Raw genomic sequence first — 12,394 nt, 5'->3', positions numbered from 1 at the left:
GAGGCCCGATGCCGAAAGTCGACCCCGAGCACGGGCCGCTGGTGCCGATGCTGCTGGTGCTGACCGTGGTCACCGGAGTGGTGGACGCGGTCAGCTACCTGACGCTCGGGCACGTCTTCGTCGCCAACATGACCGGCAACGTGGTGTTCCTCGGCTTCGCCCTGGCCGGCGCCCCCGGCCTGTCCGCCACCGCCTCGCTGGCCGCCCTCGCCGCCTTCCTGCTCGGCGCCCTGGCCGGCGGCCACCTCTCCCGGCACCTGCCCGGCCACCGCGGGCGCCTGCTGACCGTCGCCGTCGCCGTCCAGTCGGTGTTCGTCGCCGTGAGTTTCCTCCTGGCGGCCGCGGTCGGCCACAGCTCCGAGACGGCCCGCTACACCCTGATCGGGCTGCTCGCCCTCGCCATGGGCGGGCAGAACGCGGTGGTCCGCTCGCTCAAGGTCCCCGACCTCACCACCACCGTGCTCACCATGACCATCACCGCCCTGGCCGCGGACCTCACCGGCTCCCGCCGCCTGGCTTCGGCGTTCTGGATGTTCGCCGGCGCCCTCCTGGGTGCCGTCCTCGTCCTCCGTGCCTCCGTCCCCGCCGCCCTGGCCCTGGCCTTCGCCCTGCTGGTCGCCGTCGCCGCTCTCACCCACCACGCTGCCGGGCCGAACCCGGCCCCGGCCTGGACGCGGCGCCGCTAGGGCCTGTCCTCCCACTCCCCTCGTCCGCCCGGAGGGCGCGCCGCCCCGCAGGCGGGAATCCGAAGCCAGGCCCTCGGGCCTGCCCCGGGGCGTCAGTCCTCCAGGCGGTTCCCGGCACGGCCGCTCCAGAGCGGTTCCAGGCGGGCCCAGCCGGCGGTCCACTCGGCCTCGGCGCGGCGGTCGAGCACGTTCAGCCGCAGCCGCAGGGCGAAGGCGAGGACGGCGAGCAGGGTGAGGAGCGCACCGGCGCCGGTGCAGGCGGCGGAGACGGCGAGGGCGGCGCGCTCGACCGGGGGAGCGCTGGCGTTTCCGGCGGGGTCGACCCAGATGGGGACGACGGTCCCGGTGGTGGCCGATCGCGGGGCCTGGACGATGCCGGTGTGCGGGGTGGTCCCGGGGTAGGTCCAGGAGGCCTCGGCGTCCACCCGGCTGCCGTAGCCGGCGGAGAAGCGGCTGCCGGTGGCGACACCGTGTTCGGCGGCCGCCGTCACCACGGCGTCGACCTGGTGCAGCCGGGCGCGGTCGGTGTCGGCCTGCGGCGCGGTGGCGCGGTAGAGCAGCAGCGCGCCGCAGACGGCGAGGGCGGTGGCGAGGAAGCCGCCGAGGACGGCGAGCAGCCAGGCGCGGGCGCGGGACCGGTCGACGGGGCGGGCCAACGGTTCGTGCCGGGCACCGAAGGCCCGCCGCAGCCGGCGACCGGTTCGCCGCGGGAGCGACGCGGGCCTGGCCGGGCGGGGTGGGCTGGACACGCTGATGTCTCCTCAAGGACGCGAGCGCGTACGGGGTTTCGTCACCCAATTTCCACCCGATCGCCCCCTCGCACAAGAGTGGTGCGCGTTCGTAGCACCGCCGGACCCGGTCACCCGGGACGTTCGGCCCTCGGCAGCCGCCCGCCGGCCGGGCAGGCTGGGTCCGGCGGCGCCCCCGTGCCTGGGCGCGGCATCGGCCCGGCCGGACCGTGGGGGTTCCGGCCGGTGGTGCGGAGCAGGGGGCGGTCGTGCGGCCGCCTCCTGCCCGCCCCTCGCCGCGAGTTGACGCCTCACCGGGTCAGCGTGCTACGCAGGGTGGTCGGACTGGAGAGCGCGTCGCCGCTGCTGGCGGTGTCGGCGCTCGCGATCGGGACGGGCTTCGCCGCGGCGGCGATGTTCCTCAAGGCGCAGATGGGATACGACACGACCTGGTGTCGCCGGACCTGACGTACTACGGACCGGTCGGCTTCGGGCTGGCCGCCTCGCTCGGGATCATCGCCTCGACCCCGCCGCTGCCGGGGCGGATCACCGGGCCGGAGTCGGCCCGCAACGGCTGAGCCCCTACCGGGAGTCGGCCGCCCGTCGCCCCGTCGCCCGTGGATCAGCGGGCGACGGGGTAGCCGTGCGTCCCCTCCCGCCGCACGCCGTCCAGCCCCGGCAGCCAGCTGCCGAGGACCAGCGCGGACGGGTAGAACATCGGCTCCGGCAGGGCGTCCACCGGGAAGCGCTCCCAGCCGGCGCAGGCGTGCGGCTCGGTGGCCACCGCCTCGGCCAGACTCGGCGGCGCCAGCACGGCGGCGGTCAGCCGGGGCCGACCGAGCTCGTGGTCCAGGTGCACGGCGAGCACCCGCATCGCCTCGGCGGGCAGCACGATCCCGGTCTCCTCGGCGAGTTCACGGGCCGCGGTCCGCTCGAAGGACTCGCCCCGGTCGACCTTGCCGCCGGGAAGGCTCCAGGTCGGCGGCTCGCCGGCCGTGGTGCGGCGGCCGATCAGCACCCGGCCGTCCCCGGTGGGCACGATGATCCCTGCGCCGAGCATCGGTGCGGTGGTCACTTCGCCGTCATCTCCTTCGGGTGGTCACCAGTTGCCGCGCTCGTAGTCCTTGAGGAAGCAGCCGTAGAGGTCCTCGCCCGCCTCACCGCGCACGATCGGGTCGTACACCCGGGCCGCGCCGTCGACCAGGTCGAGCGGGGCGTGGAAGCCCTCGTCGGCCAGGCGCATCTTGTCCGGGTGTGGCCGCTCGTCGGTGATCCAGCCGGTGTCAACGGCGGTCATCAGGATGCCGTCGGACTCGAACATCTCCTGCGCGCTGGTGCGGGTCAGCATGTTGAGCGCGGCCTTGGCCATGTTGGTGTGGGGGTGGCCGGCGCCCTTGTAGCCGCGCTGGAACACGCCCTCCATCGCGGAGACGTTGACAACGTACTTGCGGCGCGACGCGGAGGCCGCCATCGCCGGGCGCAGCCGGCTGATCAGGATGAACGGCGCGGTGGAGTTGCAGAGTTGGACCTCCAGCAGCTCGACCGGGCCGACCTCGCTCACGGTCTGCACCCAGCTGTTGGTGGGCGCGAGGTCGGGCACCAGGCCGCCGGCGTCGATCGCGGTGCCGGCCTCGATCCGGGCCGGGGTGGCGGAGCCGGTGACCAGGGCGAGCGAGGTGACGTCCTCGGCGGCCAGCCGCTGCTCGCCGCCGCTCGTCTGGTGGGGGAGCGCGGGCAGGTCGACGCTGCCGCTGTTGAAGCGGCCGATCGTGGTGGCCTGCGGCAGCTCGCCGGCCGGCAGCGGTGCGGACTCGGCGTTGACCAGCTCGCGGTAGGACTCCGGCGGGCGGCGGACGGTCTGCGCGGCGTTGTTGATCAGAATGTCCAGCGGGCCGTCTGCGGCGACCTCGTCCGCCAAGGCCATCACCTGGGCCGGGTCGCGCAGGTCGATGCCGACGATCTTGAGGCGGTGGATCCACTCGGCGCTGTCCGGCATCGCCTTGAAGCGGCGGATCGCGTCGTTGGGGAACCGGGTGGTGATGGTGGTGTGGGCGCCGTCGCGCAGCAGCATCAGCGCGATGTACATCCCGATCTTGGCCCGGCCGCCGGTCAGCAGCGCGCGCTTGCCGGTGAGGTCGGCCCGGGCGTCCCGGCGGGACCGGTTCAGGGCGGCGCACCTCTGGCACAGGTTGTGGTAGAAGGCGTCGACCTCGACGTAGCGGGTCTTGCAGATGTAGCAGGAGCGCGGCCGCTCCAGGATGCCGGCGATCTCGGTGGTGGTGACGGTGGTGAGGCCGAAGGCGCCGGCCGTCTCGTCGTCGATCCGGGACGGGGCGCCGGTGGCGGTGCGGGCGGTGACCGCCCGGTCGTTGGCCGTCTTGCGGGCCCGGGTCTCCTGGCGGCGGCGCTGCTTGAGGGTCCGGAATATGCCGCCGACGGCCTTGCGGACGGTGATCGCGTCCGGGTGGTCGACGTGCAGCCCGTCGAGCTCCGCGAGCACCTCCAGGCAGAGCCGCAGCCGCTCGGGGTCGAGGCCGGGACCGTAGTCGATCTCCTCCTCGCCTAGACCCTGCTCGATGTCCATCTGCTCGATGCTCACGCCCGCTGCCGCTTTCCCACTCGCCTCGCCGTTACCGCGTGAATGCTACGGGAGCGGCCCGGGCCCGGGCGAAAGGCCGACGTGGGGAGGGCGGGAGGTGGGGCAGGGACAGGGGCTTGGAGGATCGTCCATGTCTACGCGCGGAGCACTGATCATGGTTTGTGCACACCCCCAGCAATGCTCGTCGAACTGGCTTTTGACCCCGCCCTCACGGAGAATCGAATGCTGGGTGCAGGGCGCCCGAGTGCGCCCCGGCGGCCCTGCCGCACCCGCACCCGAGGTGTAATTTCTCCCAGCCAGAGAGCCCATTCATGCGTTTCCTGAACGACCTCAAGCCCTCGTACGACCTGACGTACGACGACGTCTTCATGGTCCCGAGCCGTTCCGCCGTGGGCTCCCGGCAGGGCGTCGACCTCTCCTCGAACGACGGCACCGGCACCACCATCCCGCTGGTCGTCGCCAACATGACCGCCATCGCCGGCCGCCGGATGGCCGAGACCGTCGCCCGCCGCGGCGGTCTGGTCGCCATCCCGCAGGACATCCCGACCGAGGTCATCGCCGACGTCATCTCCTGGGTCAAGCAGCGCCACCTGGTGGTCGACACCGCCATCACCCTGACCCCCGGCGCCACCGTCGCCGAGGCGCTCTCGCTGCTGCACAAGCGCGCCCACGGCGCCCTCGTGGTGGTCGAGGACGGCAAGCCGGTCGGTGTGGTCACCGAGTCCGACTGCCAGGGCGTCGACCGCTTCACCGGCCTCGCCGACATCATGTCCCGCGACCTGCTGGTGCTGGACGAGGACATCGACCCGCGCGCGGCCTTCGACAAGCTCACCGAGGCCCACCGCAAGCTCGCCCCGGTCGTCGACCGCGACGGCAAGCTGGTCGGCATCCTCACCCGCAAGGGCGCGCTGCGCGCCACCCTGTACACCCCGGCCGTGGACGCGAACGGCAAGCTGCGGATCGCCGCCACCGTCGGCATCAACGGCGACGTCGCGGGCAAGGCCAAGGCGCTGATCGAGGCCGGCGCGGACGTGCTGGTCGTCGACACCGCGCACGGCCACCAGGAGAGCATGATCAGCGCGCTGCGCGCGGTGCGCGGCCTGGACCCGCAGGTCCCGATCGTGGCCGGCAACGTGGTCTCCGCCGCCGGTGTCCGCGACCTGGTCGAGGCGGGCGCCGACATCCTCAAGGTCGGTGTCGGCCCGGGCGCCATGTGCACCACCCGGATGATGACCGGCGTCGGCCGCCCCCAGTTCTCCGCCGTCCTGGAGTGCGCCGCCGAGGCCCGCCGGCTCGGCAAGCACGTCTGGGCCGACGGCGGCGTGCGCCACCCGCGCGACGTCGCCATGGCGCTGGCCGCCGGCGCCTCCAACGTGATGATCGGCTCCTGGTTCGCCGGGACGTACGAGTCCCCGGGCGACCTGCAGACCACCGCCGACGGCCGCCAGTACAAGGAGAGCTTCGGCATGGCCTCGGCCCGCGCCGTGAGCAACCGTACCGCCCAGGACTCCTCGTACGACCGGGCCCGCAAGGCCCTGTTCGAGGAGGGCATCTCGCACTCCCGGATGTTCCTCGACCCGGCCCGCCCGGGCGTGGAGGACCTGATCGACTCGATCGTGGCCGGTGTGCGCAGCTCCTGCACGTACGCGGGCGCCAACACCCTGGAGGAGTTCCACGAGAAGGCGATCGTGGGCATCCAGAGCGCGGCGGGCTACGCCGAGGGCAAGCCGCTGCACTCCAGCTGGGCCTGATCGCCCGCGCCCGTCCCGGCGGCCGCCCGGTTCCTCGCTTCGGGGAGCCCGGCGGCCGCGGCCGTGTCGGGGGCGTCGTCGCTCCGTCCGCGCTGCCCGTCCTGCCCGGCGCTCCCGTCGCAGTGCTCGTACGGCACCAACGGCAGCAGCAGGGCGTGGCCGAGCAGACCGACCGAGCCGTCCAGTGCCGCAGTGAAGGCCCGGGCGGCGACCGGGAGCCCGCGCAGCTCCCAGAGCGCCAGGACGGCGGACCAGGCGCCCTCCCGGGCGGCCTCGACCGACCAGGTTCCCAGCAGGTGGGTCAGCGGCTCGGCGCGGTCCAGCAGCTCGGGCCCGGGCAGCAGCTGCTCCCGGACGACCGACTCCACCTCGGCGAGCACGCCGTTGATCCGGTGGTAGTCCCGTTCGACGTCGGCGGGCTCGCAGCCCCGGCGACGGCAGAGGTCCACCACCGCCAGCGGCAGGTCGTGCTGGATGTGGGCGCTCATCCCGGCCAGCGCGAACTGCAGCGGGTGCACGCCCGGGTGGGCGCGCAGCGCGAACAGCGGCCGCCAGCAGGCGGGCGGCTCCTGCCCGGCCGCGTCGGCGGCCACGGCCAGCAGGTACCGTCCGGCGAACACGGTGTCGAGCTCGGCCATCGCCGGCGGGTCGGCGAAGCACCCGCCCGCGAGCCGGTCGCGGACCGCCTCGGTGACGGTGAGGTAGAGCCGGTTGAAGACCGCCACCCCGTCCGCGAGGGGCAGGGCGGCCGCGATCTCCCGCAGCCGGTCGACCACCTCCTCGACCGTCATCGGTGTCCGGGCCGTCACCGTCCGGGCCGTTGCCGTTCGGGCCGTTGCTGTACCGGGCATGCGCCACCCTCCGAGGCTGATCGTGCACTGATCGCATCATCGTGGCAGCGTGGAGATGTGCCTGTCGGCGCGGCGCGCGTCCGTCGAGCCGGTGTCACACGATCAGGCCGACGCCGCTCCGCAGGGCGCGCACCCGGTCGTGGCCTCGCCGTCGCTTCGGCTCCTCGTCTCCCTGTCCCGTACGTCCCCACCTCCTGCCATGGTTCCGATCGTGATCAACCGCCGTACCCTGATCGCCGCCGACCTCCACCCCTCCAACACGGCCCTCTACGCCGACCCGGCCCTGGTCGAGGGCGTGGACTACGGCCGCCGCCACCGCCGGCAGCCGGTCGACGACCGGAGCCCCCGGAGCCCTACGGCCTCCGTCCGCACCACCGTCATCGCCCCGCACGGCGGCGGCATCGAGAGCGGCACCTCAGAACTGTGCCTGGCCGTCGCGGGCCACCACCCCGCCGACCTCACCCCGACGCCGGCCGCCGGGCCGGTGTACGACTACTGGATGTTCGAGGGCCTGCGCTCCTCCGACAACCGCGCGCTGCACGTCACCTCGAACCACTGCGACGACACCGTGGTCCGCGCGATGTGCTCCGACAGCCTCAACGTGCTGTCGCTGCACGGCTGCACCACCGCCACGGCCGGACTGGAGGCCGGTGCCCGGGCGGTGCTGGTCGGCGGCCTGAACTCCGGCCTCCGCCAGTACCTGATGGAGGAGTTCGCCGCGGCGGGCATCCGGGCCGTGAACGTCTCCGGCGGGGAGGAGTTCGCCGGCACCGACCCGGAGAACATCTGCAACCGCAGCCTGCTCCGCATGGGCGCCCAGCTGGAGCTGACCGCCGAACTGCGGACCGCGATGTTCACCCCGGGCAGGCACACCCGGGCCGACGCGGGGGCCAGCACGCTCCCGCTGTTCTGGAGCTTCACGACGGCCGTCCGGACGGCCATCCAGCGTCTGGAGGCGACCCAGCCGGTGCCGTGAGCCACCGGCCGCCCGCCGCGGCGGACGTCAGCCCAGCTCGTACTCCAGCACGTAGGTGTGGGCGCCGGACTCGTCGACGGCCAGCCGGAACTCGCCGGTGATCCCGGCCAGCTCGCCCGCCCCCGTGCCCGGCACCACGCGTATCGTCACCCCGGTGGTGTCCCAGGCCGCGTGCTGGAGCACGAACGACCCGGCCCGCCCGTCCAGTTCACCCGTCACGTGCTCCACCGCGACGTACGAGGCGGGCCCGCCCGACGCGTCGCCGACGGACAGCATCCGCACCTCGCTGCGCCCGCTCAGCCCGCCGGTGAAGGTCTTGGCGATGCTGACCCGCGCGAAGGCGGCGCCCTCGCGCTCCTCCGTCTCCACCGGCTCGAACGCCGTCAGCTCGAACGATCCGCTCGCCACCGCACCCATGACAGTTCCCCTCGTCGGTCCGTCCGTACGCACGGCCGGCACGCACCGTCGGCATCCGTCGACCGTGCGTGAAGCCTCGCACACGGCACTGACGATCCAGCCTCGGCCGTCGTGCGCTGCCGGCGCGGGGGCCTCAGTGGTCCCAGAGCAGCGCCAGCAGTGCCGCGTCGTCGGCCAGCCCGGCCTCTCCGACCCAGCCGCGGACGTCCGCGAGCAGGGCGTCCAGCAGGTCCTCCGGGCTCCCCGCAGGCAGGCCGGGCAGCCGCTCCGCCAGCGGGTAGAACCGGCCCTCGGCGTCCCGGGCCTCGGACACGCCGTCAGTGTGCAGGAGCAGCAGGTCGCCGAGCCGCGGCTCGAAGCGGCCCGCCGGATAGCCGCCGCCGGCCAGCCCGAGCAGGCCCAGCGGCGGTGCCGGGAAGGGCGGCTCCAGATCGCTCACCCTGTCCCCGCGGCGCAGCAGCGGGTGGGGGTGGCCGCAGTTCACGGTCGTCACCGCCCCCCGGTCAGGCGCCACGTCCAGCAGCAGCGCGGTGGTGAACCGCCCGTCCTCCGACCGTGCGGTGAGCGCCGCGTCCAGCCGCTCCGCCAGTCGGGTGAGGTCGGGCTCGGTCCGCGCCGCCTCCCGGAACACGCCCAGCACGTCCGCCGCCGTCTCCACCGCCGGCAGCCCGTGCCCCTGCACGTCGCCGAGCAGGATCCGCACGCCGAAGGGGGTCTCGACGACGGCGTACAGGTCCCCGCCGATCCGTGCCTCGGCCGCCGCCGCGACGTACCGCACGGCCACCCGCAGCTGCCCGATCCGCTCCGGCGGCGGGCGCAGCAGGGCCCGCTGCGCCGCCTCGGCCACCGTTCGGACCCGGAACAGCTCCCGTTCCCGGGCCGCCACCAGGAAGACGTTGGCGGCGCTGGCCAACGTCGCGGCGAGCACCGTGATCAGCGCGGTGACGTGCACCCCGGTCGGCAGATCGGTGTTGGTGGACTCCAGCAGCCCGACCGCGAGGATGGCGATCCCCCCGGCGATCAGCGGCAACCGGGCCGTCCGGGTGGTCGCTCCGGCCAGCACCGGCGCCACCGCGAGGACGGGGGAGAGCGTCGTGCCGGGGCCGGTCGCCAGATCGGCCACGATGGCGCCGGCCAGCAGCGCGAAGGCGCCGTACAGGAGCAGCCGGGTGCGTCGCGGCAGGTGCAGCGGGGGCACAGCGGCCGGGCCGTCGTCGGCGGTCACGCGTCCTCCAGGGCTGAGCGGGCCTGAGGTCCACTCTGGTCCGCGCCCCCGCAGGCGGCACCTCGGACGAAGACGGCCGGGCGTGCCCGACTAGGCTGGGCCGCGAGATGAGACGCAAGAGCCGCCGCCCGGCCTCCCCCCTCCTGCAGCGCAACGGCGTGGACCCGGTGCACCTGCGGCTCCCGGCCGAGGGCCCCTGGCCGACCGTTCGCGCCCACCTGGTCGAGCGGCTGCCCACCGTGGCGGCCGAGCGGATCGACGCCGCGTTGCACGGGCGGGAGATCGTCGGCGAGGACGGGCCGGTCGCACCCGACGCGCCTTTCCGGCCCGGCGCGCACCTGTGGTTCCACCGGGACCTGCCGGACGAGGTCCGCGTCCCGTTCGAGCTGGAGGTGCTGCACCGGGACGAGCACCTGGTCGTCGTCGACAAGCCGCACTTCCTGGCCACCACCCCGCGCGGCAGGCACGTCGTCGAGACGGCGCTGTCCCGGCTGCGGCACACCCTGGACCTGCCCGCGCTCAGCCCCGCCCACCGGCTCGACCGGCTCACCGCCGGCCTGGCCATGTTCGTGGTCCGGCCGGAGGACCGTGGCGCCTACCAGATCCTCTTCCGCGACCGGCTGGTCCGCAAGGAGTACCAGGCGGTCGCGCCCTACGACCCGGCGCTGAGCCTGCCCCGCACCGTCCGCAGCCACATCGTCAAGGAACGGGGCGTGATCGCCGCCCGGGAGGTCGACGCCCCGCCGAACAGCGAGAGCGGGATCGACTTGCTCGACCACCGCGACGGCCTCGCCCGTTACCGTCTCCGCCCGCTCAGCGGACGCACCCACCAGCTACGGCTGCACATGTGCGGGCTCGGCGTGCCGATCCTCGGCGACCCGGTCTACCCGGTGGTGCTGCCCGAACCGGCCCCGGACGACTTCCGCCGGCCGCTCCAACTGCTCTCCTCCGTCGTCGAGTTCACCGACCCGCTGACCGGCCGCGAGCGCCGCTTCGAGAGCCGCCGCACCCTGGCCGCCTGGACCGACCCCGAGGGCTGGGCCCTCGGCGCGTCCTAGGGTCCGTCTTCGAACTCCCGCCTCGGGGCGGACGAGGGCAGTTCGAAGACGGAGTCCAGGTTCGGCGAACGGCGGGGCCCCGGCCGGTGGCCGGTCCGCCGCTCGATCCCGCCGCCCGACCCCGCGGCGCGACCGCGGGGGCGTGAAGGCAGCGCTGCCCCCCGCCCCGCACTACGAGGACGAGGACGAGCCGGCGAAGGCCTCGCCCGACTCGTCGGCGCGGTCTTCCGGTGCCGAGGGCAGCACGTCGATCCGGCCCATCTGGCCGTGCGAGGAGTGCACCAGGTGGTGGCAGTGATAGACGTACTCGCCCGGGTAGTCGCCCCAGGTCATGGCGATCCGGACGGTCTCGCCCGGATGGATCGCGACGGTGTCCTTGAGCCCTGCCTCGGCCGGGCCGACCGGCTCCCCGTCACGGTCCAGAACGCGGAACCGCACCAGGTGGGTGTGGAAGGAGTGGGGGGCGTGGAAGACCCCGGCCGGCCGGTGGTTGGGGTGGTTGTGGATCGTCCAGATCTCGCTGGTGCCGACGGTGGTCCGCACGTCGGTCCGGTCCGGGTCGTACTTGCGCCCGTTGATCCTGGTGTCGGGGAAGGTCGTCAGCCAGAACTCCCGGTGCACCGCCTCCTTCGGGATCGGCGGCAGGGTGGCCAGGACGTCCGGTATCCGGCTACGGTCCTCGGCCGTCCGGGTGATGTCGAAGCGCAGAACCTCGGGCCGCTCGGTCTCCAACGCGGCCGTGTTCTCCAGCACCACCGATTCGCCGACCGGGTAGCGGGCGAAGTCGACCACGATCTCGGCGCGTTCCGCGCCGGCCAGGGTCAGCTCGTTCAACTTCACCGGGCCGGCGAGCAGCCCGCCGTCGGAGGCTATCTGGGTGAACGGCTCGCCGTCGGCGAAGCGCAGCGATATGTGGCGGTTGGGCGAGACGTTGAAGACCCGCAGCCGGTACTTGCGCGCCGCCACCTCGAAGTAGGGCCGCTCCTTGCCGTTGACCAGCATGTGCGGGCACTCGTACGGGTCGGTGTAGACCAGCCTGCCGTCCGTCTCGATCCGGGCGTCCCGGATCAGCAGCGGTATGTCGAACTCGCCGCTCGGCAGCGGCAGGCCGCTCTCGTGCGGGTCGCTGAGCAGGTAGGCGCCGGCCAGGCCGCGGTAGACGTTCTCGGCCTCCAGCCCGTGCGCGTGGTCGTGGTACCAGAGCGAGGCGGCCACCTGGTCGTTGGGGTAGCGGTACTCGCGGGTCTCGCCGGGCTCGACGAAAGCCATCGGCAGGCCGTCGTACTGCGACCGGACGTGGCCGCCGTGCAGGTGGACGGAGGTGTGCACGCTCAGGTCGTTGGTCTGCTGGACCACCACCTCCCGGCCCTTGACCGCCCGGATGGTCGGACCCGGGAAGCAGCCACCGTAGGCCCGGACGGTGGTCAGCAGCCCCTTGACGATCTCCACCTCGGTCTCGGCCATCCGGAGCCGGTACAGGTCCGAGGAGTCCGTCCGCGACACCGGACTCAGCACCGGGGGCACCTGCATGGCGTGCGCGAAGGGGACGATCCGGGCGGCGGCCCGCCCCCTGCGCCTCGAGCCGGCATGAGCGGTCGGCAGTGCGGCTGGCGCGCTCTGGGCCAGTCCTGGGATGAGCCCCCATGGGAGGAGGGCCACCGGGCCGCCTATGGTGGCGGCCCTGAGGAGGTCTCGTCGGTTCAGCATCCTGGGTCTCTCTGTCCGGGACCCGGCGGTCGATGTGCCGCCGGGCAGATGGTCGCCGGCCTTGGGTGCCGGCCGCCCCGCAGCGGCTGCCGCGCACATGACCGGGCGCGGACCTGGCGGTGACTGACCGTGCGGATCGCGCCGCGCTTGGTAACCGCCCCGCTGGCTCAGTATCAGCGGGCTTCGCGCGCTCTGCATCGCGGCCGCATCTGCTCGGGACTCCGGCATCCCCAGGGCGGCCGGCGTTCCCGGGACGTCCGGCGGCCACTTCGTGCGGCGGCGAGCGCCTGGCGCGCGCTGCCGGCGTCCGGCCGCGCGTCGTGGGCCACAACAGGGGGGGCAAAATCGGGGTGGGAGGGGAAAACCACACGTGGGGGCGGAGGGGGGGGGGAGTCG

Annotated in this window: 12 protein-coding genes; 5 read left to right on the top strand and 7 right to left on the bottom strand. The window is 73.9% G+C overall.

Annotated features, from left to right (window positions below):
- Positions 1-8 precede the first annotated feature (8 nt).
- A complete protein-coding gene (locus ACFV1W_RS11230) occupies positions 9-686 on the top strand; it encodes a YoaK family protein (protein WP_380415251.1) in 678 nt (225 codons plus the stop codon).
- Between the two features lie 92 nt (positions 687-778).
- On the opposite strand, the gene ACFV1W_RS11225 is transcribed toward ACFV1W_RS11230, so the two are convergent.
- Positions 779-1,435: a hypothetical protein gene (locus ACFV1W_RS11225; protein ID WP_380415250.1), complete on the bottom strand. Its 657-nt coding sequence runs from the start codon at positions 1,433-1,435 to the stop codon at positions 779-781.
- Between the two features lie 431 nt (positions 1,436-1,866).
- Between ACFV1W_RS11225 and ACFV1W_RS11220 the strand changes: the two genes are divergently transcribed.
- Positions 1,867-1,992, top strand: a complete 126-nt coding sequence (locus ACFV1W_RS11220) for a hypothetical protein (protein WP_380415248.1) — start codon at positions 1,867-1,869, stop codon at positions 1,990-1,992.
- Positions 1,993-2,036: 44 nt separating this feature from the next.
- Here ACFV1W_RS11220 and ACFV1W_RS11215 read toward each other — a convergent pair whose 3' ends face one another.
- A complete protein-coding gene (locus ACFV1W_RS11215) occupies positions 2,037-2,489 on the bottom strand; it encodes an NUDIX hydrolase (protein ID WP_380415247.1) in 453 nt (150 codons plus the stop codon).
- Positions 2,490-2,513: 24 nt separating this feature from the next.
- Positions 2,514-3,998, bottom strand: a complete 1,485-nt coding sequence (locus tag ACFV1W_RS11210; protein ID WP_380415341.1) for an SDR family NAD(P)-dependent oxidoreductase — start codon at positions 3,996-3,998, stop codon at positions 2,514-2,516.
- Between the two features lie 326 nt (positions 3,999-4,324).
- On the opposite strand from ACFV1W_RS11210, the gene ACFV1W_RS11205 reads away from it, so the two are divergent.
- On the top strand, positions 4,325-5,764 hold the full coding sequence (locus tag ACFV1W_RS11205; RefSeq protein WP_380415246.1) for a GuaB1 family IMP dehydrogenase-related protein: 1,440 nt from the start codon (positions 4,325-4,327) through the stop codon (positions 5,762-5,764).
- On the opposite strand, the gene ACFV1W_RS11200 is transcribed toward ACFV1W_RS11205, so the two are convergent.
- Positions 5,725-6,615 carry a DUF5995 family protein gene (locus ACFV1W_RS11200; protein ID WP_380415244.1) on the bottom strand — a complete coding sequence of 297 codons (891 nt, stop codon included), beginning with the start codon at positions 6,613-6,615 and terminating at the stop codon, positions 5,725-5,727. The genes ACFV1W_RS11205 and ACFV1W_RS11200 overlap by 40 nt on opposite strands.
- A 211-nt stretch (positions 6,616-6,826) precedes the next feature.
- Between ACFV1W_RS11200 and ACFV1W_RS11195 the strand changes: the two genes are divergently transcribed.
- Complete coding sequence (locus ACFV1W_RS11195) at positions 6,827-7,591, top strand: poly-gamma-glutamate hydrolase family protein (protein WP_380415242.1); 765 nt, start codon at positions 6,827-6,829, stop codon at positions 7,589-7,591.
- 27 nt (positions 7,592-7,618) lie between these two features.
- On the opposite strand, the gene ACFV1W_RS11190 is transcribed toward ACFV1W_RS11195, so the two are convergent.
- Positions 7,619-8,008: a DUF3224 domain-containing protein gene (locus ACFV1W_RS11190; protein ID WP_380415240.1), complete on the bottom strand. Its 390-nt coding sequence runs from the start codon at positions 8,006-8,008 to the stop codon at positions 7,619-7,621.
- Between the two features lie 133 nt (positions 8,009-8,141).
- On the bottom strand, positions 8,142-9,233 hold the full coding sequence (locus ACFV1W_RS11185; protein WP_380415238.1) for a PP2C family protein-serine/threonine phosphatase: 1,092 nt from the start codon (positions 9,231-9,233) through the stop codon (positions 8,142-8,144).
- Between the two features lie 107 nt (positions 9,234-9,340).
- Between ACFV1W_RS11185 and ACFV1W_RS11180 the strand changes: the two genes are divergently transcribed.
- On the top strand, positions 9,341-10,291 hold the full coding sequence (locus ACFV1W_RS11180; RefSeq protein ID WP_380415236.1) for a pseudouridine synthase: 951 nt from the start codon (positions 9,341-9,343) through the stop codon (positions 10,289-10,291).
- A 171-nt stretch (positions 10,292-10,462) separates the two neighbouring features.
- On the opposite strand, the gene ACFV1W_RS11175 is transcribed toward ACFV1W_RS11180, so the two are convergent.
- Positions 10,463-11,806: a multicopper oxidase family protein gene (locus tag ACFV1W_RS11175; RefSeq protein ID WP_380415235.1), complete on the bottom strand. Its 1,344-nt coding sequence runs from the start codon at positions 11,804-11,806 to the stop codon at positions 10,463-10,465.
- Positions 11,807-12,394 lie beyond the last annotated feature (588 nt).

Origin of the sequence: Kitasatospora sp. NPDC059648 (assembly GCF_042734825.1) — a bacterium.
Lineage (GTDB): Bacteria > Actinomycetota > Actinomycetes > Streptomycetales > Streptomycetaceae > Kitasatospora.
Note: the sequence above shows the minus strand (reverse complement) of the source record. Positions and strands in the feature narration are given on the sequence as shown.